General features: G+C 37.4%; 22 protein-coding genes and 1 other annotated feature. All 22 genes read right to left on the bottom strand.

Going from position 1 to position 21836, the window contains the following annotated elements; all coding sequences use genetic code 11:
• Positions 1-133 precede the first annotated feature (133 nt).
• The 22 genes from BMX83_RS01130 to BMX83_RS01025 all read right to left on the bottom strand — a co-directional run bounded on the left by BMX83_RS01130 (position 134) and on the right by BMX83_RS01025 (position 21539).
• Positions 134-1075: a PTS system mannose/fructose/sorbose family transporter subunit IID gene (locus BMX83_RS01130; RefSeq protein ID WP_091632143.1), complete on the bottom strand. Its 942-nt coding sequence runs from the start codon at positions 1073-1075 to the stop codon at positions 134-136.
• A gap of 19 nt (positions 1076-1094) precedes the next feature.
• Positions 1095-1892 carry a PTS mannose/fructose/sorbose transporter subunit IIC gene (locus BMX83_RS01125; RefSeq protein ID WP_091632140.1) on the bottom strand — a complete coding sequence of 266 codons (798 nt, stop codon included), beginning with the start codon at positions 1890-1892 and terminating at the stop codon, positions 1095-1097.
• Between the two features lie 28 nt (positions 1893-1920).
• Positions 1921-2895: a PTS sugar transporter subunit IIB gene (locus BMX83_RS01120; protein ID WP_091632137.1), complete on the bottom strand. Its 975-nt coding sequence runs from the start codon at positions 2893-2895 to the stop codon at positions 1921-1923.
• Between the two features lie 50 nt (positions 2896-2945).
• Positions 2946-3437: a PTS sugar transporter subunit IIB gene (locus tag BMX83_RS01115; protein WP_091632510.1), complete on the bottom strand. Its 492-nt coding sequence runs from the start codon at positions 3435-3437 to the stop codon at positions 2946-2948.
• Between the two features lie 205 nt (positions 3438-3642).
• Complete coding sequence (locus tag BMX83_RS01110) at positions 3643-6504, bottom strand: sigma-54-dependent transcriptional regulator (RefSeq protein WP_091632134.1); 2862 nt, start codon at positions 6502-6504, stop codon at positions 3643-3645.
• A 321-nt stretch (positions 6505-6825) separates the two neighbouring features.
• A complete protein-coding gene (locus BMX83_RS01105; protein WP_091632131.1) occupies positions 6826-7371 on the bottom strand; it encodes a hypothetical protein in 546 nt (181 codons plus the stop codon).
• Between the two features lie 250 nt (positions 7372-7621).
• Positions 7622-8182 (bottom strand): polymer-forming cytoskeletal protein, encoded by a 561-nt coding sequence (locus tag BMX83_RS01100; RefSeq protein ID WP_091632129.1) that lies wholly within the window; start codon positions 8180-8182, stop codon positions 7622-7624.
• Between the two features lie 269 nt (positions 8183-8451).
• Positions 8452-9945, bottom strand: a complete 1494-nt coding sequence (locus BMX83_RS01095; RefSeq protein ID WP_091632126.1) for a phytoene desaturase family protein — start codon at positions 9943-9945, stop codon at positions 8452-8454.
• A gap of 45 nt (positions 9946-9990) precedes the next feature.
• Positions 9991-10875 (bottom strand): phytoene/squalene synthase family protein, encoded by an 885-nt coding sequence (locus BMX83_RS01090; RefSeq protein WP_091632123.1) that lies wholly within the window; start codon positions 10873-10875, stop codon positions 9991-9993.
• Between the two features lie 229 nt (positions 10876-11104).
• The gene (locus BMX83_RS01085; RefSeq protein WP_091632120.1) at positions 11105-11329 is read right to left on the bottom strand and encodes a hypothetical protein; all 225 of its coding nucleotides are present in this window, start codon (positions 11327-11329) and stop codon (positions 11105-11107) included.
• 184 nt (positions 11330-11513) lie between these two features.
• Positions 11514-11687, bottom strand: coding sequence for a PspC domain-containing protein (locus tag BMX83_RS01080; RefSeq protein WP_091632117.1), 174 nt, complete (start codon positions 11685-11687; stop codon positions 11514-11516).
• Between the two features lie 90 nt (positions 11688-11777).
• The gene (locus BMX83_RS01075) at positions 11778-12992 is read right to left on the bottom strand and encodes an acetyl-CoA C-acetyltransferase (RefSeq protein ID WP_091632115.1); all 1215 of its coding nucleotides are present in this window, start codon (positions 12990-12992) and stop codon (positions 11778-11780) included.
• A gap of 121 nt (positions 12993-13113) precedes the next feature.
• Positions 13114-13926 carry a MetQ/NlpA family ABC transporter substrate-binding protein gene (locus tag BMX83_RS01070; protein WP_091632112.1) on the bottom strand — a complete coding sequence of 271 codons (813 nt, stop codon included), beginning with the start codon at positions 13924-13926 and terminating at the stop codon, positions 13114-13116.
• A 30-nt stretch (positions 13927-13956) separates the two neighbouring features.
• Positions 13957-14661 carry a methionine ABC transporter permease gene (locus tag BMX83_RS01065; RefSeq protein WP_091632110.1) on the bottom strand — a complete coding sequence of 235 codons (705 nt, stop codon included), beginning with the start codon at positions 14659-14661 and terminating at the stop codon, positions 13957-13959.
• Positions 14651-15685: a methionine ABC transporter ATP-binding protein gene (locus BMX83_RS01060; RefSeq protein ID WP_091632107.1), complete on the bottom strand. Its 1035-nt coding sequence runs from the start codon at positions 15683-15685 to the stop codon at positions 14651-14653. Before BMX83_RS01060 ends, BMX83_RS01065 begins: the two co-directional genes overlap by 11 nt.
• A gap of 62 nt (positions 15686-15747) precedes the next feature.
• Positions 15748-16017: a binding site (T-box leader), on the bottom strand.
• A 77-nt stretch (positions 16018-16094) separates the two neighbouring features.
• Positions 16095-16733 carry a copper homeostasis protein CutC gene (locus BMX83_RS01055; RefSeq protein WP_425425820.1) on the bottom strand — a complete coding sequence of 213 codons (639 nt, stop codon included), beginning with the start codon at positions 16731-16733 and terminating at the stop codon, positions 16095-16097.
• A 4-nt stretch (positions 16734-16737) separates the two neighbouring features.
• Positions 16738-18084, bottom strand: coding sequence for an APC family permease (locus BMX83_RS01050; RefSeq protein ID WP_177170446.1), 1347 nt, complete (start codon positions 18082-18084; stop codon positions 16738-16740).
• A gap of 217 nt (positions 18085-18301) precedes the next feature.
• Complete coding sequence (locus BMX83_RS01045) at positions 18302-19336, bottom strand: metallophosphoesterase family protein (RefSeq protein ID WP_218141901.1); 1035 nt, start codon at positions 19334-19336, stop codon at positions 18302-18304.
• A gap of 64 nt (positions 19337-19400) precedes the next feature.
• Positions 19401-20120 (bottom strand): CBS domain-containing protein, encoded by a 720-nt coding sequence (locus BMX83_RS01040; protein ID WP_091632102.1) that lies wholly within the window; start codon positions 20118-20120, stop codon positions 19401-19403.
• A gap of 123 nt (positions 20121-20243) precedes the next feature.
• Positions 20244-20690 carry a hypothetical protein gene (locus tag BMX83_RS01035; RefSeq protein WP_091632099.1) on the bottom strand — a complete coding sequence of 149 codons (447 nt, stop codon included), beginning with the start codon at positions 20688-20690 and terminating at the stop codon, positions 20244-20246.
• Positions 20691-20815: 125 nt separating this feature from the next.
• Positions 20816-21184, bottom strand: a complete 369-nt coding sequence (locus tag BMX83_RS01030; RefSeq protein ID WP_091632096.1) for a thioesterase family protein — start codon at positions 21182-21184, stop codon at positions 20816-20818.
• Between the two features lie 88 nt (positions 21185-21272).
• Complete coding sequence (locus tag BMX83_RS01025) at positions 21273-21539, bottom strand: hypothetical protein (protein ID WP_091632093.1); 267 nt, start codon at positions 21537-21539, stop codon at positions 21273-21275.
• Positions 21540-21836: the final 297 nt, after the last annotated feature.

Raw genomic sequence — 21836 nt, 5'->3', positions numbered from 1 at the left:
TTTCTGATCATTTTTTAATTGTTGATGACCTAAGCGGACTTTTACACAAACGAAAAAACACTTCCCGAAAAGCAAGGTGTGTTGATACCTTGCCTCCAGGAAGTATTTCGCTTTATTCAAATAACTTATAAAATTATCCTAGAATGCCTAGAACGTAGCCAATAACTCCGACAACGAAAATTCCAGCAATAATTGCAATTGGGCTAATTTTCTTACGTAATAACCACACACAGAATAGAGTCAGTAGTAAAGGTGCGACTCCTGGTAGTAATTGATCCAATGTGTTTTGTAGGGTCGTTACTTCTTCAGGCTGAATAGCCATGCCTGCTTGAATATCAGCAACAACGTTCCTCAACATATCACCAGATAAGAGCCCTTCGTTTGCTGCTTCAGATATAGCCGCAAAGTCAATCATATCGGCCTCAGCATTCTCAACTCGACTGATAACCATCGGGAAGTTCATTGCTGTCCAACGTGGTACCAGTACCCCCATTATGAACATACCTAGAACGGATGCTCCTTGAGTTAACTTCTGCATTAATCCACCAGATAAGTTTTGAGTGATGTTACCACCTTGAACATATCCAAGTTCTTGTGAGTACCATAAGAAAGCCATACGAATAATATTCCAAGCCAAGAAGAAGATGATTGGGCCTAACCAGCTTTCACTCAGTGCGAGCGAAGCAGCGAAAGCTCCCAGTACAGGTCTTAATGTTCCCCAGAATACTGGGTCACCAACACCGGCAAGTGGTCCCATCATACCGATTTTAACACCTTGAATAGCTGCATTATCGATATCTTCCCCACCAGCTTTTTCTTCTTCAAGTGTTAAGGTTACACCAAGAACAGGTGCAGCCAAGTAAGGGTGTGTATTAAAGAATTCTAAGTGTCTTTTCAGTGCAGATGCACGGTCTTCTTTAGATGTGTATAATTTTTTGAGCGCTGGAATCATGGAATATGCCCATCCAACGTTCTGCATACGTTCAAAGTTCCATGAAGCTTGTAGGAATTGACTTCTCCAAAAAACTTTAAAACGGTCGCCTTTTGTTAATCTTACTTTATTTTTTTCATCCATAGTTTTTCAACGCTCCTTTTTAGTAATCGTTTAAGATATCATCGAGTGGGTCCCCGCCGGAAGAACTTCCACCGCCGCCGCCACCTTGATTGAATTCAGGTGAGAACTGTAGGTAAAGAAGTGCTAGTACAACACCAATAATACCCATAGCGATAAGGTTTAATTGTCCGACTGCTGAAAGTGCAAAACCTAGAGCGAAGAACACCCATAATTTTGGTGTAGCCATCATGTTAATAACCATTGCATAACCAACAGCAACGATCATTCCACCTGCAACAGCAAGTCCACCAGTCAACCATTCTGGTATAGCGTTTAATCCGCCTGTAACTAGTTCAGCAGGTACTGCTAAAATAATCCCAGCTGGAATAGCAATACGTAGTCCTTGAATCATTAATGCTCCTAAGTGAAGTAATTCTACAGCTCTAAATGATCCTTCTTTCGCTTTTCCATCGGCAGCGTGTGCAATACCAACTGTTAACGTACGAACAAAAATTGTAAGTACCTGTCCAGCGATAGCTAATGGAATAGCTAGTGCAATACCTTCTGAAACGTCTGCACCACGTAAAGTAACTAAAATAGCTGAAGCGACAGATGCTAAGGCAGCATCAGGTGCTACTGCAGCACCGATATTCATCCAACCTAAAGCAATCAACTGTAATGTACCACCTAATAATAAACCATCCACTGGGTTACCTGTAGCGATACCAATCAGTGTACAAGCGATTATTGGTTGGTGGAATTGGAATTGGTCTAAAACACCTTCCATTCCTGCCAAAAACGCAACAAGCAATACTAATATAATAACAAAAATATTCATAATTTAATTTCCCTCCTTAAAATCTAACTTAATCAACGTATTTCGTTTTCTTAAGCAATGGCCAAATATCTTTACTTTGGTCTGATGGTACTTTACGAACATCAAACGTTACACCATGATCTTGCATTTCTCTATAAGCATCCACGTCGTCTTTATCTACAGAAAGAACATTATTAATCATAACTTTTCCTTCTGAGTGCGCCATTGACCCGACGTTTACTTCTTCAATGTCTACGCCGCCCTTAATAACACGTAAAGCATCTTGTGGTGTTTCAAACAAGAGTAATGCGCTAGTCTTACCAAAGCGTGGGTCTTTAGAGATTTCAATCATTTTATCGATTGGGATAACATTTGCCTTGATTCCTGGTGGTGAAGCTTGTGTAATCAAGCTCTTACGCAAGTCATCTTTCGCCACCTCGTCGGAAACAACGATAATTCGTGTAGGTTGAACGTCTTTAGACCAAGCAGTAGCTACTTGACCATGTAATAAACGTGAATCGATTCGAGCAAGTCGGATATCAATCTTGCCATCTCCTACAACTGTTCCTTTAGGTAATGGCTTGCTTGGTTCTTCGTTTTTCGTTTCTTTTTCTGCTTCTTCGGGCTGTAAGCTTTCGGGTCTAACCTTAACGCTGTCTTTTCCTGGTTCAATAATAGCTTTTGCAATATCTTGTGCTTTATCCATTCCAAAACGGCCTGTAAAGGCTTCAATTAGCATACCTAAGTTAAGACCTGCAACAATTGCCCATTTATCCTTATGATCCTCAAACAACGTATTCGCTTGGTTAAATGGTGTTCCTCCCCATAAATCAACTAAGAAAAGAACTTCATCTGAATCAAAAGATGCAATGGCTTCTTCCATTTTACGTCTAATATCGTCTGGCCCTTCACTTGGCATTAAGGTAACGGCTTTGACATTTTCTTGTTCTCCTACAATCATTTGCCCTGATTGTAAAATACCTTCGGCAAATTCTCCATGACTTGCCAATATAATTCCTACCATTTATTTCCCTCCTACTACCAGCATATTTTGCTGATTTTTTCTTGAACACTTTATAAAAAATTCCCTTTTTTCAGTACATCCATTATTTTCTGACTGCGGTCGCCGGGAACTTTTCTGATTTCCAATTCGATCCCTTTGTCATTTAAATATTTAAATGCATTGATATCAGTTTGGTCAACGGAAACAGAGTGTGTCACCATCTGTTTTCCTTCAGTATATTTCATTCCTCCAATATTTACGCTGTTGAACACCAATCCAGATTGGTGTACGCGCATGACATCTTTCGGATTTGTGAATAATAGCATGACTTTGACGTCATTCATTAACGCGTGCCCTGCTATACTATTAAGCTTTCTGATGGAAACAACGTGCGATTTGACCTCTGGAGGTGCCGCTTGCGTCAATAATATTTTCTGAAGTGGATGGCTTGCGGCATCATCACTTACAACTATGATTCGACTTATCCCAGTAAATTTTGACCATGTTGTTGCGACCTGTCCGTGAATCAGTCGATCATCTATACGAAGCAAACGAATATCCATCATTCTATGACCCCTCCTGCTATAAACAACACTCCCTCCAAATAATAATTGGGAATTCAAAAACAGTATTTGTTTCTCCCCTTCACTTATACATAAGCAAGAACCGTGCCAACACACTCCCGTAAAAAGACGGATAGACCGCAACTATATACAATACACAAAAACGACACACTAACAGAGTGTGTCGTTTTTAGCTATTAGTGTATTAATCCATTAACAGTGTGTCAATGTCTTCCATGTGTCCTTGTTCTTTTGTAATGAAATAAAAAATGTATCGATACTCCTCTGATGGTATCGTCAACTGAGTCTTATCTTCAAACGTTTTGACTAACCGTTTTAACTTAGGATAGAGTGGGTGATCTTTCATATCATCTTGTTCTTCTTTTTCTAAATTTAACTGTTCGTTTTGAAGTCGGCGTTCAATCAGACCTGCCATATGAAAAGCTAAATTGATATGAAAGGCATACTGGTCGCTGTTCTGAACTCTTAATTTCCCACACTCATTAACAAATGTCCATAATATGGGAACGATTTTTTTAGGATTTATATACGCAAAGTTTTCTTCTACATATGAATAGATGACTGCTTGTGCATTATTTTTATTTGGTAATGTTCCCATTGATTCTTTTATTGTAAGACTTATAATTTTTTTCAGTAACTGTTCTGGCTTGTCTTCAATAAATCGTTCAAGCGGAATAAAGGGGGCTTGAATCTTTGGATCCACTATACCTGTTGAGGCAATGATTGTGTATTTTTTCTGCCATTCGCTTATTTTGGTTTCAAGGTCAGCGACCGAGCACGTCATCACCTTTATTCCAGAATCATTTGATTCAACCAATACTTTTTCAATGATATCTTTTAATTTTTGAGCCGTCCCTTCACCACTGGCGCATACGGCCAATAAAATAGGTGGCTTACGCGAAGAGGGCTTGCGTTCGCTATTATGACCGGGCAACTCTTTTGTATAACCACTGAACTTTGTTAATGATTCGTATAGTAATTCGATATCTGCATCCACTAGGGAAGCTTTTCTTACAGCTTCAAGCACAATCGCTGTCGAAACCATGTCAATTGAGCGTATATGAATACCTGTTTCCTTCTGCAAGGCTGTTTCAAATGTTGCTAGGGATCCCATATCGACAAGCAATAAGACACCGCTCCCTTCATTAACGTCTATTACTGCTTTTTTTATACGTTCATAAACGACTTTTGGAGACATATCCAATGGCATATCGATAGCTGCAACGCCATTCGTATCAAGGAGTTCTTCCGCTACCCTAGCCATGCTACTAGCAGTAGAATTGCCATGCGTCGCAATAACAATCCCCACACGTCCAGAAGATAACTCTTCTTTAAGCGAAACCAATAAAACAGTGAGATAGTATACCTCATTATCGGGAATAGTTACATCAAAATAGGTCGCAATCTTATTTTTAACGTCTTCAGCAACAACGTATTCTGTAGAGTAGGTCATAGCCATTTCACGAATACGTTTGTTGATGATTCTTTCCTGACCACTACTAATCTTACTTAACAAGGAGCTAATATGTAAGCTCATTGCGTAAATAAAGTTCTGTTTGAAAGACCCGCCTAAAGCTTCTTCTACTTCTCCCACAATTTGGTGGGCAAATTGTATTACTTCCTTATTAACCACCTCAGCTAATTTTGATTCAGTCTGAAATGAAAACCCATGATTACGGTAAAAAGATTTTAAGTGCACATTGATATCCGTTGAAATATATTGATTAATTGAATCTTGGTCTAAGCCTTCTGCTTCCAGTAGAGCTGCTTTGTCTCCTATAATGTCATAGATATTGTATGGTAGTTCATATGAATCCACAGCCATTTTATAAAAAGGCTCGTTCGGGTTGATGGTCATCTGAGCTTCCACATACTTGGATAAATCAGTTTGTTCTGATCGATTGGAAGACAAACCAACGAGATGATCCTTTATATTTTCTGGCAGATCTTTTACTGTTAGCGAAATTTCATCTTTATTTAATTGATTCATGAACCCGCGCGCGCATACAAGTTGTATCGATGATTTCAGTTGACCAACGTTTCCATATCCAACACTTGCTATCAACCCTTTTACAACTTCTTCATTAAGTGTAATCCTACGTTGTATACGGTTTGCCTCAAGGCCAGTCAGAAGTTTAACTAAATCTAATTGTTCAGTAACGGGTCTTTCTTTAAATGAGGGAAGATGAATATTGATTGGAATACGTCGCATAAATGTATCCAAGAATGTAGACTTAGGATCTTCTGTTGTTGCACAAACGATTCGGACATTAGCTGTTCTGTTTTTTCCCGTTTCACCTAGGCGACTGTATGTACCAGTATCCATAAAGGAAAACACCATTTCTTGTCCCTCAGGTGGTAGCCTGTGCACTTCATCCAGGAATAGCATGCCGCCATCCGCTTGTTGAATCAACCCTTCTTTCGCATTGGCCGCACCAGTAAAGGCCCCTTGAGCATAACCAAAGAGATAACTCATCAAAAGTTGGGGGTTGGTCGCATAATCCGCACAGTTAAATACAGCTAGTTCCCTATCGGAATCAATCAGTTCTTTGGATTGAGCGAATCTAAACATAGCATGAGCAAAAAAAGATTTTCCTGAACCTGTTGGGCCGGTAATCAGTGTATTTAGTCCTTTGGGTGGGTATAAGACAGCTGCTTTCGCTTGATCCACAGCATTTTTTATGCTGCCGTTTGATCCAATGATTGTATTAAAGATATCCTGAGTCTTATTATATGAAAAATCCAAAACTTCTTGGGCAACACCAACAGATGCTTGCTCCTTTTCCTTGTAACTAGAAACATGTTTAGTCAGTGGTTTGTGTCGCGCTTTTTCAATGGAAATAAAGCGAACTGGCCTACCTTCAATTTTTTTAAGTTCTCCATCTCTAGTTAATTGGTTCAAATCTTTGGAAATATTACTGCGAATGCTGTCCAGCGCTTCAGCTACTTCTCTCGTCGTAATTCCCATTCCTTTTTCTATATCTTGCGGTTTAAAGGATGCGCAAGCTTCATTTACATAGTTTAAAACACGCTGTTTGCGATTCATTCCTTCTCCTCCTTTAAGTGTATCGTTAATTAATATAAAGGTTTGTCTTTAAATACTAGTATACACTGTTTTTCAACAAACAACACACTATTAGTTAAAAACGATACACTATAGCTCTTTTGCACACACAAATCAATAACGTATCGGTTATTAATATACAACAAGAGCCTCATCTCAGTTATTTAACTGAAACAAGGCTCTTGATTAAATAGTATTTAAACTGTCCCTGGATCATTCATCTCTCCTAAGTCCGATAGGTTGAATGTCACGAGAACACATAGCATATAACTTATTGGGTAATAAAGAGTGACTCAACGCCGCTTATTCTTCGACGCTTACTTCACCTTCAACAGTTCCTTCGTCCATCATTGCTGCATCCATCATTTCTTGAGATGAGAATGTTACATCGCCTGTTACTGTAGATTCTTTTAGTTCGAAACCTTCTGCATCTACGTAAACATCTCCGTCAACTGTACCATTTTGTATACGGAAGTTTGGTGATTCAACCGTCATCATAGGAACTGTCAATGTAAACTCATCAGTAACAACACGTTCATCATCTTGTTCATATAATGCAAATTTACGGTATTCATCTGCTGATTCATCTCCACCATCGTGGAATGTACCTGAAACTGTCAAGTCTTCTTCCACGGTTACGTCAGCAGTAATAGCTGTGATCCAGTTTCCGTCTTCTTTTAATGAAGCAACAACTTCGTCTGCTTTATCTGTGACAGAAGCAGCAGTGACAGCATCTTCTGTTTCTTCAGTAGTATCTTCAGCCGCATCGTCAGAGCCACATGCACCTAAAAATCCGCCTAACGCTACAAATGCAGCTCCAGCAACTAGTTTCTTTTTCAATAAACTCATATTTATCCCTTACCTTTCTTGATAAAGCTTGTTTTTAAATGACGTAGGATGAACAGAATTGAAGGAGAGAAAGGTGTTGACCGGACATTCGATTCGTTCACTACTAAATATTACTATATAATACTTATGTGAAGCCGTCAACAATATCATGTTTTTCTAATATAATATGCTTATTAAATTCATCCAGAGCAAGAAAAAAGGCTAGGACAAAATAGTCCCAGCCTCCGTTGTATTTATTTACTATTCGCGTTTATTCTTCGACGCTGATTTCGCCTGTTACTTCGCCTTCTTCAAGTTGTGCTGACTCTTGTAACTCTTCGCTTGCGAATGTCAAGTCACCATCAATTGTTCCACCTGGAAGTTGGAAGTTGTTTGCATTAACATGAACATCACCTTTGAATGTACCGTTTTGAATGCGAGCATTTTCGCTTTCCACTGTCAACATTGGTGCTGTCAATGTGTAGCGTTTTGTGACGTTACGATCGTCGTCTTGTGTGTATAATGCTAATTTACGAGCAATTTCTCCATCATTATTTTCGACGCCACCTTCAAGTGTCAACTCTTCATCAGACTCTACGTCACCTTCAAAGATTACTATCCAGCCACCTTCAGATGACATACCTTTTTCTAAATCATCTGCTGATGCAATAATTGATTGTGTTGCACCGGTTGTAGCGTCAGATTCCTCATTTGATTCCTCTGCCACCTGCTCTGTATCTTCTGTTGTATCCTCTTCTGAATCACCATTTCCACACGCAGCAAGTAACCCCATGCTTGCTGTAATTAAAGCTAATTTGTTCCACTTAATCATTACTATTCCTCCTACCATTTATGTTGTGATTAATTGCACATTTATAATACCATGCATCTTATTTTTATCAAAGTACTTTTTTCACAAAAAGAATATATTCTAATTTTAAAGATATAAAACGCCTTTTAATAGCTTTTTAAAATTAGAACAAATTGTGAATTTCATCACTTTTACACAAAAATCTATCGTTAACATAAAATTCAACAATGAGCATATTACTTTTCTACAGATAGAAACAGCAACATACTCTCTTTTTTAAAGAAACTAATTTACGTTTCATCCTCATGTTCGATTAATTCACTCACTTGCTGACCACTTAAGGTGACCATTGGCATGCCTCCACCCGGATTGACCGACCCTCCAACAAAATAAAGATTATTAAAGAGTTGACTTTTCTTTGGAAATTTAAATCCTTTATTTTTCTTTTTATCCGAGACAACACCATAAATAGCTCCTCGATTAGAGTAATAATTGGATGCAATATCCTCTGGTGTCCATTGATCCATAAATACGATGTGTTTTCTTAAATCTGTCAATCCCATGTGTTCAAGTTTGATTAAAACACGTTCTCTAAGTTTCGCGTAATCTTCTTTAGTATATGGTTGGTCTTGAATGTAAGGGATATGCGGGAGTATTTTTATGTTCTCATGACCAGGGATAGTCTGACTTGGATCTGTCTTGTTGCTGTTAACAAGATATATTGTTGGATCTTTGGGTAATTCGTGCTTATCAAAAACCGTTTCATAATTCTTCTTTGAATCAGCAGAAAAGAAAAAATTGTGATGGGCAAGTTGTGGATATTCTCTATCCACAACCAAATGCAGTACCAGCCCTGAGGCAGCGGGTTCGAATTTTCTTTCAAGTTTCTCTACCTCTTCTTTATCCATTTCAAGCAATCGCTGATACGCTGGGATCACTTCCATATTTGACACGACACGCTTTGAGAAGATAGTCTCCCCGGAAGCCAATTCAACACCTGAAACATCATTATTAGTATCTGTGATTATTTTTTTCACTTCTATTTCCGTGTTAAGTTCTACACCAACTTCTTCAGCAAGCCTGACTAAACCCTCTCCTAGCTTGTGCATCCCTCCTTCAACATACCAGAGCCCAAAGTCATGCTGGACATATGGCAAGACATTCAAAATGGCAGGGGCATTATCTGCAGAAGAGCCTACATATTTGATGAAATATTGTAGCATATCACTTAAGTATGGATTTGAAATACGTTTATTTATACCTTGAGACAGTGTATGAAAGTAATCAAAATCTTTCAGAGCGCTAATGTATCCATGATGTTCTAGCACTTCCTTCATCGTATCTAAGCCTTTATTAAAATAACCTTCTTCTGTTTTTTCATATAATTCTTTTGTGTAGTTAAGAAATGCTTTCAACTCTTTGATATCTTTTGTGGATAATTCGCTATTTTTTTGCTGCATATCATCTATTGAATTGTATAAATCCAGCACTGTCCCATCCATAAAAAACGAACGCCATTCATGATTTAATTGTTTGATTGAAAAATAATCTTCCATATTCTTTCCACTTTTATCAAACAAGTTTCTAAAAATATGTGGCATCGTTAGTATAGAAGGACCTAAATCAAAACCGTAGTCTTCAGTCTCTAGACGATTTAATTTCCCTCCAAGATGTGCGTTTTTTTCATATAATGAAACAGAATACCCTTTTTGCGCTAAAGAAATAGCGGCGGATAGTCCACCTAGTCCGCCGCCAATAACTACTATATCCTTATATTTAACCATCGCTATTCCTCCCGTATAAACACTCGTTATTCTTTTAAACTTTTGTTATCTAGCCGAAAAATTATTTTTTACATCCTTATATAACAGAGCTTTTGTTGCGGTTGATGTTTTATTTTTCATAGTAGAACAATCATAGCGATTCTCTCTCACTGCATTTATAATGCCTTCGTACACCTTTGCAGCCAATGCTACTTGCTGCTGGCTATCCTTATCAAAGTGCTTCAGTGACTGCGAAAAGTCGTCATATAATTGTTCTGCTCGTGAGGCAATATATTCCCACATTTGAATAAGTACATCGTTGATCACTTCCTTAGCGAGTTCCGCCTCGCTATAGCCAAATTGAGCCATTACATCTTTGGGTAAGTAAATACGCCTGATTTCTTTGAAATCTTCACCGATATCTCTTAAAATATTAGTTAATTGCATAGCGACACCCAAAGCTATTGCTTCACCTTCTAAATGCTTATGGTTCTCACTTGCAATGATCGGCAATAACATTAAGCCTACAGAACCAGCCACATAGTAACTATAGTCTTCCAACTCTTTCATTGTTTGGGGCTGTTTAAAGTAATAATCCATTGTCTGCCCCTTAATCTGATCATAAAAAGGTTGCACAGACATACTATAGCGGTTGAACACATCTCTCAACACGATCCATAGGTACTGATCAGCTTCTACTCCCTGTTCAAACTCTTTCAATTCTTCTGTTAATTTTTTCAATGCTTTTGCTTGTTCTTCTTTTGTTTCAGCCTCATCAATACTATCATCTGCTAACCGACAAAATGCATAAATTGCATAAACAGCATTCGCTTTTTCTTTAGGTAGTTTTGAAAAAGCAAAGTAGAAACTTTTTGAGTGTTTTTTTATTATTTTTTCACAATAAGCATATGCTTTTGCTATTTCCACATTCATCTTATTTTTTTCATCCATTACTGTTCCTCCTCTATATTTTTGAGGGGGTTATGAATATATAGATATATTTTTCATAACGATGGTTTCCACATCTTACTTAATACATTACCATATACCTATCCTTTTGTTGAATGAAATAACCTTTACTTTCTACACTTACAACGGTTTTGACGTTTCTAAGCACGATACTCAAACTGATTCTCCCCATAACAAAAGCTACCCTATCCAAAGAGTAGCTTTTACTTTCTTATAAAAATGTCGCATCAAGATAACCTAATTTCCTTGCTCCAATAATGCGCTGTTGATCTTTTTTTGAAATATCTAGTAAGGATGGATCATCCAAGATGCCCTGATAACCATGTTTATGAACGCCCTTCATGATCACATCTTTATCAATGCCAGTAACAATAGATAATATTTCGGCCGGATGTTTGTCTCTTGCTTTCTCATCAGGTACTTCAGTGAATAACATAACAGTTCATCCTTTCTTAGCTACCATTCAATCCTACTCTATACTCAGTATAACACATATGAAAACGCTTTTAACATTTTAACCATTCAAGATCTTATACTTTCTCCCCTTAGATAAGCTCATAAAAAACGCTCATAGAGAATATTATTCATCATTCTCTATGAGCGCTTTTTAATAAGTTGTTTTATTCTTCAGGCATTATCAGTGCAAGAATAATATAAAGCAGTATATTCGATGGCAGCAAAACAAATATTAATCTTATAGCTAATGGAGAAATCCCAAAGAATTCTGCGAATCCTCCACACACTCCTGATAAAATGCGATCTGTAGATGATTTTGTTAATTTTTTTCTATTCATTAATAAAACCTCCTTTGTTAAACTTACTCACAGTTTAACTGAAAACAGTATATTAATCGAATAGAATAAAAAGATACTGGTTGCTGCTAGTTAGTCGATATCTGAATTCTTAACTAAAACAGCAACACCCATGCCTCCGCCAATACAGAGTGAGGCCAGTCCATATTTCAGTTTACGTTTTTTCATTGCGTGAATAAGGGTAACTAAAATACGATTGCCGCTAGCCCCTACTGGATGACCTAGGGAAATCGCCCCACCATTCACATTCGTGCGTTCTAGCATATAGTCTTTGCTTACATCAAAAGCATCAGATATTTCTTTGATGACACCAAGACTTTGAGAGGCAAAGGCTTCATTCAGTTCAAAAATATCAATATCCTCAAATGAAATATCAGCTTTTTTCATAGCTTGTTTGATTGCTGGTGTGGGCCCAAGTCCCATAACTGAAGGGTCTACACCACCTTGCCCGACTGAAACAATTTCAACTAATGGATTCAAGTTGTTCGCTTTTAAGTAGTCTTCGCCTACAATTAGCGTAGCACTTGCACCATCATTAATCCCTGACGCATTTCCTGCAGTCACTGACCCATCTTTTTTAAAGGCAGGTCGAAGTGTATTGAGTTTTTCTTCGGTCGTTTTACGGTTAGGGTATTCATCCGTGTCGATGACAACTTTCTCACGACGCACTTTTGTTTCAACAGGAACAATTTCGTCTTTAAATGCTCCCTTATCCACTGCTTCGATTGCGCGTTTTTGAGATACAATCGCAAACGCATCCTGTTCTTCACGTGTAATGCCATAGCGTTCCACAATATTTTCTGCAGTTACACCCATGTGATAGCCTTCAAATGCATCTGTTAAGGCATCATCCAACATGTGGTCTCCTACTTTATATCCACCCATTTTATGCCCTGTGCGTGTGCTTCCAGGAATAAGATACGGCGCCTGACTCATGGATTCCGTTCCACCCGCTACAATGGCTTGATACTCCCCTGCTTTTACACCAAGATAAGCATTGATGACTGATTTCATACCACTCCCGCAAACCATATTCAGTGAATAAGCAGGCACTTCAACTTCTATTCCCGCTTTGATTGACGCTTGCCTTGCTACACCTTGTCCCTGCCCTGCAGGAAGGACGTTTCCTAAGACGACCTCATCAATATCTTTATGATTAATACCACTCTGTTCGAGGACACCTTTTATAGCATAGCTTCCTAAATCTGAAGCAGATACACCTTTTAGTGCGCCTAAAAAAGAACCTATAGGTGTTCGTTTCGCTCCGGCTATAAATACTTTACTCATATAGCTTCCCTTCTTTCATATCATATAATAAGCTTTTGTCTATCTCTTATTTTAAAGTATGTTAGGGGGAAGTAAAGGCATTCAGATAATCTTTGGATAATTTTAAACTTTGACATCTACTTTATTCATCCACGGGAAGGACTGCACCCTTCCAATTATCTAATATAAAGTCTTTTGTTTTTTCTGAGTGCAAGACGTCTACCAATTTTGCAATGTTTTCATTTTCTTGATCTTCCGTTCGGATGGCGATGATGTTCGCGTAAGGCGATGAAGAGCTTTCCAATGCAATGGCATCATCTACAGGGCTGAGGTCGTGGTCCACAGCGAAGTTTGAATTTATAAAGAACACATCACCCTCGTCTTCGGCATAGAGTGTTGGTAAAAGTGCTGGGTCATAATCATATTTAAATTCAAGTTCCAAATCATTTTCAACAACATCATCAAATCCAGCATCTTTAACATCAACGGACTCATCCACTTTAACGAGTCCAGCATCTGATAAGATACCGAGAACGCGCCCATGATCAGAGACGCTATTACTTGCAAAAATAGTAGCACCTTTTTCAAGTTCAGATAAATCGGTATGGCGTTTTGAATAGGCGCCAAGTGGTTCCAAGTGTATACTACCTGCATTAGTGAAATCATAATCATTTTCTTCGACTTGCGATTCAAAATACGGAATATGTTGGAAGTAATTCGCATCTAAATCTCCATCAGCCAGAGCCATATTTGGAATGACATAATCATTATATGTTTCAATTTCAAGTGTTATTCCTTCTTCTTCAAGCGCTGGCTTAACAAATTCAAGGATTTCTGCGTGTGGCACATTTGAAGCCCCCACAGTCAATGTTTGTTCATCCTGGGCCGAGTCATTATTGTTTCCACAAGCAGCGAGTAATAAAGAGCTTCCTAATAATATCAGTGTTTTTTTCATGTTCATTCTCCTTTAAATTCGAATTATTTTTTATCGTTTATCTATTTTTTTAACGCTTAAATCCCCTATAAATTGTATGATAAATACGATCAATAAGATGATAATTGTAGAGACCAATGTCACTGCAGGTCGACTACGCTGGAAGCCTTCAAGGAAAGCTAGATTTCCTAACCCACCTGCGCCGATAACCCCTGCCATTGCTGTATATCCGACAAGCGAGATGGCTGTGACTGTGATACCGGAAATAATATTGGGTAAACTTTCCGGTATATAGACTTTTCTGATGACTTCCCATTTAGAGGCTCCCATTGATTCAGCTGCCTCAATTACGCCTTTATCAACCTCTCTAAAACCAGACTCCACAAGTCGAGCGTAGAAAGGCGATGCGGAGAAAATAAGTGCGGGTAAGCCTGCTGCAGGTCCCGTGATTGAATCGACTAAAGCTTTTGTAAAAGGAATGAGCAAGACAATTAAGATTATAAAAGGGATTGAACGGAAAACATTAACTAAAAATGCGACAATTTTATATAAAACAACAGCCATAATGTTGTCGCTTTTCTGTGTCTCATACAAAAGTAACCCAAGTAAAATACCTAGTATAAATACAGCGATGACTGAGAATATGGTCATGAAAAGTGTCTGCTTGGTTGCTTCCCATACCTTCTCCCAAGAAATAGTAGAGAAATCGACATAGTCAGATAAAATATTTCCTATTACTAGTGGATTACTTGTCATTTTTTAAAACCTCCACATCGACTGGATAAGTATTGAACAATTCCAATGCTTTTTGACGCTTTTCCTGTGATCCCAGCACTTGAACAACAAGGGTTCCAACAGGCATTTCATGTGTTGACTGAATGTTTCCTTGTATAATATTGATGTCAACGCCAGTTTCTCGACTGACTTCCGTGATGATAGGTAAGTTAACACTGGTTCCTTGAAAGAGAATTTGAATGATACTTCCCTCTGGATATAAAACATGAAGGTCTGCCATAGCTTTTTGTGTTTCTTTTTCATCCACTTTTCTATCTTGTTTCACAAATCTTTTTGTCACTGGGTGCTCAGGGTCTTTAAATATATCTAGAACCGGCCCTTCTTCTACAATATTTCCAGAATCCATGACCGCAACACGATGACATATTTTCCTCACCACTTCCATTTCATGCGTGATCAGAATGATTGTAACCTTCAATTCCTTGTTGATTTTTTCTAAAAGTTCCAGGACTTCATCTGTTGTTTGAGGATCAAGCGCGCTTGTTGCCTCATCACTCAAAAGTACTTTTGGCTCATTTGCTAAAGCACGTGCAATGCCGACTCGTTGTTTTTCTCCACCACTAAGTTGGGAGGGGTAGGAATGTTCCTTATCTTTTAAGCCAACCAGTTGAATTAGATTTTTCGCTTTTTCTAGTCGTGTATTTTTATCAACATTAGCTATTTCTAATGGAAACATCACATTCTCCAAAACCGTGCGACTCCATAGAAGATTAAAATGCTGGAATATCATACCAATTTCTTGTCGTTCTTTTCGTATAGCCTTCTTGTTTAAGTCTGATAATGTCTTTTCGCCAATTTTCACAGTTCCTTTTGATGGAAGTTCAAGGCCATTTATTAATCGTAGTAGCGTACTCTTCCCAGCACCTGAATAGCCAACAAAGCCAAATATTTCCCCTTTTTCAATGGTTAAATTAATATTTTTAAGTGCTTCAAATCGTCCATTTTTATTTTCATACGTTTTTTTAATACCCTCTAAAGTTATCATGCCTGTCATCTCCTTTATTATTATTTTTCATAAAAAAAAGCCCTTTTCGAGTCTCATGACTCAAAAAGGGCGTCTAATTGGTTTAGTTAGCGCGGTTCCACCTTTATTCGTTGTTTAAATATAAAAAAACAACCTCTATCAGTACTTAAAAGCATTAGGCTCTTGCATACTGCGGCACTGTACCGGGTGCAACCGGAAATAGCTTATGAAATACTCACTCACCATTTCAGCTCAAAGACCATTTTCCACATCGTTCGTTATACTTCCTTTCACCAAACAGAAGCTCTCTGAGATAACTTACTAATCTGTACTTATCTTGTCAACACATTTATTTATTTAATTTATCTTTGTTTATTGATAAGAAGTGTAACAGACTTTATAAGAGCCTGTCAACAGTTTATTTTTTATTTCAAGAAAGAGGAATGACTTTTGTTCCATGATATTGCTCGGCTGGTATTTCTATCTTTATATTTTCCAAATCAGCATGTGTAATTCCGCCCCCTGGTAGTATTTCGATATCCGATTGCGCTTTATCAATTAATGCATTGATTCTATTCTTATTTTCTAGTGCCGTTCCTGTTTTACCGCCTCTAGTTAATATACGCGTACAGCCCTTCTCTATTAGCCAATTAAGCGCCTGCGTTTGCTTTTCATCTGGGATAGAATCAAAGGCCATGTGGAAAATACTTTCTTTTGATCCTGCAATATTAATTAACTTTTCTGTTAACTCTCTATCAATAGTCCCTTGCTCGGTCAAACACCCAAATACAATACCATCAACATCTAAAGCGATAGCTTCTTTTGCATCTCTAATTATTTGTTCTTTCTCATTCTGATCATAAACAAATGACCCGCCACGTGGTCTGACCATAGTGACCACGGAAACATCATGTTTATGAGCATAGTCTAGCGTCTCTTTTATTACTTCTTTGGAAGGCGTTGTCCCTCCAACATCCAATCGGTCACATAACTCTATTCGACTGGCACCCAATGAAATAGCTTCAGGTACACGTGTGAAATTTTCTGCACAAAATTCTTTTTTTATCATAACTTCATCTCCCAACGTTTGTTCTTACGCCATAAAAATAACCGAGTAAACAAATAGTCCCTGAAAACAGAAGAAATAACGGACTGTAAACTGGATTAGCAGTAAGCCCTCCAAGTAGTATAATAATCGATCCGAATATACCTAAAATAGGAGCCGTTGTACCAAGAAAGGCACTTTTAATATGTCCGGTTTTTTTAAGTCCGATAACTTTCAAATAAAGTATAACATAAGCAACGTAACTAAAAACAATGGCTATTTCACTTATATCTCCTCCAGCTAAAATATTATATTTTTGCGTCAAGAAATGTATGACGAGCCAAAATACAGTAATTAAGTAAGCCAAAAGCGCTGAATAGGGAGACAAGCCTTTTTTATCATTCATTTGAGCTATTTTACCGCTAAAAGGAAGCATATGCTTAGAGGCCAACGTTTGCGGTAAACGTATATAACCTAATGAAATACCATTAACTACACCTAAGATAGCTATTAATACGAAAATGAGTAATATTTTTTCACCACTTGCACCAAATATGGAGTAGCCAACCTGACTTATAGCTTGGTCACCAGCAGACAAAATATATTCTGTACCGACAATTGCAATCATCCCCAAGAAAAAGGCTAGGTAAACACTTAAAACGATCAATGGTCCAATGGTCAAAGCGAGTGGCATCGTTTTACGATGATTCTTAACTTCTTGGGTTATAGAGGTTGAAACAATCCATCCATCAAAGGAGAAAGCGATAGGTGCTAGGGCAGCTAAAAAACCCCAACCAACAATACTCGATTCAACAGCAACAACATCTTTTGGGAGCATGGGCGCGCCTTGTGTCCAGAATAGACCTATCAGCGCAACCCCAATCAATGGAATCATTTTGACAATCGTCGTAAGATTTTGAAATGCACCACCTAATTTATAGGATAAGTAGTTCATCAAAAAGAAAAAGCTTAAGTATAAAAATCCAAGCAAAGTTTGAAGCTCTAAAGTTGAAGGGAAATTTAGTAATGATATCGTATATATTCCTGAAACCCAACTAACAACAGCTGTAATTGTTGGAAAATAAACTAGCATTTGAAACCAGCCAAAGGCACTTGCAAGGCGGGAAGAAACAAATTCTTCATAGTAAGAAATAATGCCCCCTTCTTTCGTTGAACGACTAGCCAATTGGGATAGTGTAATACTCCCAAAAATCACGCAAAATGCACCAATTATAAAAACAAGCACACCGAGCCAGACGCTCCCACCTGTCGCTTTTAAAATGTCATCTGATTTAAAAAAGATACCCGAACCAATACTAATGCCAACAATCATTGAAACAGCCGTACTTAAACCATAATGTTCTTTTTTTTCCATCTCAATTCCCTCCTTTGAACCCTTTCTATTTTTTATTTCCATCCTCTCACTATATCAAAATAATTTAATTTTACAAAATAGCTGTGAACTTTTTGGGTATTACTGCTAACTTTATAAAAAGACTTCTTGAAACCTTACACACACTTAGGCTTTAAGAAGTCTTTAAATAAATAGGTTCAGTTAATATTCAATAAATGACTAGAGAAGACCAAACACCTTACCTTTCATTCAAATCATATGCATCTCCATTAATTTTATCTTGACTCATTTTGGCTTCTCTAAAAGCAGCACGTTCTTCACGTACCTCCTTAGATTGCTGTTTCTTGCGCAAAGCCAGATACTCCACAACTTTTTGAGGCTTTCGCGTATCAAATACTTCGATCGGCTCCGGCCCTCTCATTGTTTCACGTTTGATGTAAAGTAATCCTTCGTCATTTACATAAGTCTTCCAACGTACAAGACGAATCATACCTTCGGCGAGCTCTATGGTAGTAATACTCGCTGGATAAACGCCGCAACCTGTATTGAAATAAGGAATGGATTTATCTTTTGGAAATTTAAATCGATGTGTATGCCCACAAATCAATGGACGCTGATGTTTAACAATCCATTTGCTGTAGTTACGTTCAATTTTGTGTCGTCTATTAATATTTTTTGAAGGACTCGCTGGATTTTTAATTCCAAAACGGTGAAAAAAGCGCCAGAAAAACTTTATAGATAACATAGTAAAAAACCAGAACTGGTCGTTTGGAGCGTCCCCTTGATGACCATGGATGGTGAAAAACTCTTGGCTTGTGTAACGGTGTTTCAGCACAATCGCCTCAAGGGGTTCTAATTCTTTCAAAAAATCGAAATACTCTTCAGTGTATTCATCATAATTAATGCTGAAATTCTTTTTCACAAACCGTTCGTTCTGAAGGTAAATGTCATGGTTCCCAAAGATGCGTATGTAACGATCCTCATCAAAGAATTTTTTTATAACCGCGTAGACATCTGTATGCGCATTTTTTATATGCTCAAAATTTGAATATTCTAGAAATTCTTCACCGTCTCCTATCTCAATAAAAGTGTAATCATTCTCATAATATTCATTCAAGGCATGTACAAATATATTTCGATTTTTCAAAAACTCATCTGATAAACTACCATCGCCACGATGAGCATCACTCATGAAAACGATACGGGAGTCATCATCGAAATAAACCTTCTTAGCGTTTTCATATGCTTCTGTTAACCGTCGATCTGTAAACATAGTGGGTCCTCCTTTCTAAGGTGTTTTAGTGTTGTAAAGTACTCTAGTCGTTGATAAACATGTTTTATTTATTAGCAACAATTTTTGGTAAATCCCAAGGAGTAATAATGCCTATGAGGTCATTCTGATTTTTTATTTGTTTTTCTTTTGCAACAAGAAGTACATAGGTTGTACGTCCCTCTTTAATTCGTTCAGAAAAAATTTCTTCTATATCAAAAACAGATGTATTTTCAGATATTGTTTCATAAAACTCTTGTTCATCTTCTACTTCTAGTATTTGTCTAACGGTTGCTTTTTTTATAGCATTGATATCTTTATCCATCGCTTGGGCCAAATATTTTGTTACACCAATTGACGACAGTATACCTACAAGTTTATCCCCATCAAATACTGGAAACTGTGTATAACGGACTTGATTAATTACATCTAATACGTTCTCAAGCGAGTCATTTATATCAAATTGACGTACTTTTTTTAGAAATAAATCTTTAGCTGTTTTACTATATTTGATTTTTTCAGTTACCATCTCAATCTCTGTTATTAATGAATTACTAGGTTCTGCAGCTGCCTCGTCACCGTTTATCGTATTATGTGTTAGTAAGTTTCTCAATTCTCTATAAAAATCAATTTCATTTAAATATTTTTCTATAACCTTATCACGCTTTTTTGCCGCTGCCCCCATTAACTCACCGAAATTAGTTTCCGGATCGCGGTTTACTTTCTTGGCAATAACATTGTGTAATTCGTTAAATGCATGCATAAAGTGTTGGTAATTACTTCCCATAGATCATCATCCTCGTTTTCATTCATTCCTTTTCTATTGTGAACACACTACTCTTTACATTTTTATACTTAAGAACTGAGTTTAAAAAACTCCGGAAACTTTTTCTTTCCGAAGTTTTATTTCTTATTTATCAGTTAATTTTTTAATCGGACATCCATCTGAATCAAAGGTATAACGCATTAGTTTTTGCCCATCATTCATGGCCAGCATCAATCTGTCACGGTAAGGTTCGGCGAGCTCTTCAAATAAGAAAGCTTCTTCATGTAGACCATGTTTCTCTCGAATAGATTTCACTTCGTTTTTATTTCTTAATTTAGCTTTGGATTTAGGCAGTGGTTTATCTATTCTGCGTTTCTCTACGCGATAAAAATAATTATCATCATTGTAAATAATTTCCAGAGCGCCTGAATTGGTTCGCTTATATTCAGCACCAGGGTAATCTTCTTTGTGAAGCTCCCACCAGGCTTTGATGCCATTTATTGCCTCATCTTCATTTTTATAACTGCCATGTTCTTTCTTGACACCCGTTAGTCGATTTTGCCAATAATTAGTGTAAACCGTTTGTTCCATTCCCTACACTCCTTAATCGTTATTTACTTACAGTGTATAACATTTAGAAACGCTTTCATATAGAATTTCATTTTTTCTTATTGTGCTCCTATCAGATTAGGAGTGGCTACTTCTTTAAATGCACATTAACTTTTTATTTTTTCTAAAAATGCTTCTTTATCAACAATCATTCTTCTATGTGTTGCTTTTCCTATAAGCTGTTCATCGACAAAGGCTTCAATCTGATAAGTGAATGTCTTGCCACTTTTATCTGTTTGTTTGGCTTCTACCGAAACAACTTTATTTACAGCTGTTGGCGCAAGATGGCTCACATTTATTTCAATACCGACAGATGTTTCTGTTTCATTCAATTCTTCTGACATCAAATTCATTGCGGTATTTTCCATGTATGCAATCATATGTGGTGTCGACAAAACCGATAAATCCCCAGAACCTGCAACTTGTGCTGTTTCAGATTCCTTTACAGTAAAGATTTTTTCAAATGTATTGAACATTTTCTTAATCTCCTCCACTCATCTTATTGGAAACATTGCTATATTATATATGATAACTAATATCAACAAATTTACAAAACAGGACACTCTATTTTTTCTTGATAAATGATGTTAATTGTCTAATAACGAGTGCGAGTAGTGTTAAAGAAAAGCTGATAAATCCTATGTTTAAAAGTAAGCGACCTAACGGGAAATGAATAGCCATTTCCTTTTGAACATTTCTCAATTCTCGTGGCGAAAGACTATCTTCGCCTGGAATTGGACTAAGATTTGTCCAGAGTATAAATCCTACAATCATGATTACTATACTAATTATAATACCCGAACTTAACCATTTTGCCGTTTTATCTTTCATAGACTCCTCCTCGATCAACGAATCTGCGTGGTGGATTAATAATCTTGCTTGGAACACGTTAATACTATAATTTAAGTATAGCATATTTTTATTTAGGAATTAATATATGGTTTGCTAGGGAGTGCTTTTTTATTTGAAAGTAATCGCTGGGCGATTACTACATTTCAATCACTTCTACTTTGTTGAATTTGAGGTTGAGTTAATATAAGGTGACTTACGTGCCCTTCGTCAGGCCGACTTCATGCCGGAGGGAACGCATTTGGTGGTTGCGTGCCCTTCGTCGGGTCGGCTTCATGC

Origin of the sequence: Alkalibacterium gilvum (assembly GCF_900109085.1) — a bacterium.
In the GTDB taxonomy this organism is placed as follows: Bacteria; Bacillota; Bacilli; order Lactobacillales; family Carnobacteriaceae_A; genus Alkalibacterium; species Alkalibacterium gilvum.
The sequence above is the reverse complement of the archived record's forward strand: the minus strand, read 5'-3'. Positions and strand labels throughout refer to the sequence as shown.

What these genes read in the sequence shown, in the direction of transcription:
- BMX83_RS01105 (WP_091632131.1), bottom strand. Translation starts at nt 7,371, where the DNA reads ATGAGTTTATTGAAAAAGAAACTAGTTGCTGGAGCTGCATTTGTAGCG.
- BMX83_RS01115 (WP_091632510.1), bottom strand. Translation starts at nt 3,437, where the DNA reads ATGGATATTCGTTTGCTTCGTATAGATGATCGACTGATTCACGGACAG.
- BMX83_RS01120 (WP_091632137.1), bottom strand. Translation starts at nt 2,895, where the DNA reads ATGGTAGGAATTATATTGGCAAGTCATGGAGAATTTGCCGAAGGTATT.
- BMX83_RS01125 (WP_091632140.1), bottom strand. Translation starts at nt 1,892, where the DNA reads ATGAATATTTTTGTTATTATATTAGTATTGCTTGTTGCGTTTTTGGCA.
- BMX83_RS01055 (WP_425425820.1), bottom strand. Translation starts at nt 16,733, where the DNA reads ATGATAAAAAAAGAATTTTGTGCAGAAAATTTCACACGTGTACCTGAA.
- BMX83_RS01090 (WP_091632123.1), bottom strand. Translation starts at nt 10,875, where the DNA reads ATGGATGAAAAAAATAAGATGAATGTGGAAATAGCAAAAGCATATGCT.
- BMX83_RS01065 (WP_091632110.1), bottom strand. Translation starts at nt 14,661, where the DNA reads ATGACAAGTAATCCACTAGTAATAGGAAATATTTTATCTGACTATGTC.
- BMX83_RS01095 (WP_091632126.1), bottom strand. Translation starts at nt 9,945, where the DNA reads ATGGTTAAATATAAGGATATAGTAGTTATTGGCGGCGGACTAGGTGGA.
- BMX83_RS01060 (WP_091632107.1), bottom strand. Translation starts at nt 15,685, where the DNA reads ATGATAACTTTAGAGGGTATTAAAAAAACGTATGAAAATAAAAATGGA.
- BMX83_RS01110 (WP_091632134.1), bottom strand. Translation starts at nt 6,504, where the DNA reads ATGAATCGCAAACAGCGTGTTTTAAACTATGTAAATGAAGCTTGCGCA.
- BMX83_RS01030 (WP_091632096.1), bottom strand. Translation starts at nt 21,184, where the DNA reads ATGTTCAATACATTTGAAAAAATCTTTACTGTAAAGGAATCTGAAACA.
- BMX83_RS01070 (WP_091632112.1), bottom strand. Translation starts at nt 13,926, where the DNA reads ATGAAAAAAACACTGATATTATTAGGAAGCTCTTTATTACTCGCTGCT.
- BMX83_RS01040 (WP_091632102.1), bottom strand. Translation starts at nt 20,120, where the DNA reads ATGGGAAGTAATTACCAACACTTTATGCATGCATTTAACGAATTACAC.
- BMX83_RS01085 (WP_091632120.1), bottom strand. Translation starts at nt 11,329, where the DNA reads ATGTTATTCACTGAAGTACCTGATGAGAAAGCAAGAGACAAACATCCG.
- BMX83_RS01080 (WP_091632117.1), bottom strand. Translation starts at nt 11,687, where the DNA reads ATGAATAGAAAAAAATTAACAAAATCATCTACAGATCGCATTTTATCA.
- BMX83_RS01050 (WP_177170446.1), bottom strand. Translation starts at nt 18,084, where the DNA reads ATGGAAAAAAAAGAACATTATGGTTTAAGTACGGCTGTTTCAATGATT.
- BMX83_RS01075 (WP_091632115.1), bottom strand. Translation starts at nt 12,992, where the DNA reads ATGAGTAAAGTATTTATAGCCGGAGCGAAACGAACACCTATAGGTTCT.
- BMX83_RS01045 (WP_218141901.1), bottom strand. Translation starts at nt 19,336, where the DNA reads ATGTTTACAGATCGACGGTTAACAGAAGCATATGAAAACGCTAAGAAG.
- BMX83_RS01130 (WP_091632143.1), bottom strand. Translation starts at nt 1,075, where the DNA reads ATGGATGAAAAAAATAAAGTAAGATTAACAAAAGGCGACCGTTTTAAA.
- BMX83_RS01100 (WP_091632129.1), bottom strand. Translation starts at nt 8,182, where the DNA reads ATGATTAAGTGGAACAAATTAGCTTTAATTACAGCAAGCATGGGGTTA.
- BMX83_RS01025 (WP_091632093.1), bottom strand. Translation starts at nt 21,539, where the DNA reads ATGAAAGATAAAACGGCAAAATGGTTAAGTTCGGGTATTATAATTAGT.
- BMX83_RS01035 (WP_091632099.1), bottom strand. Translation starts at nt 20,690, where the DNA reads ATGGAACAAACGGTTTACACTAATTATTGGCAAAATCGACTAACGGGT.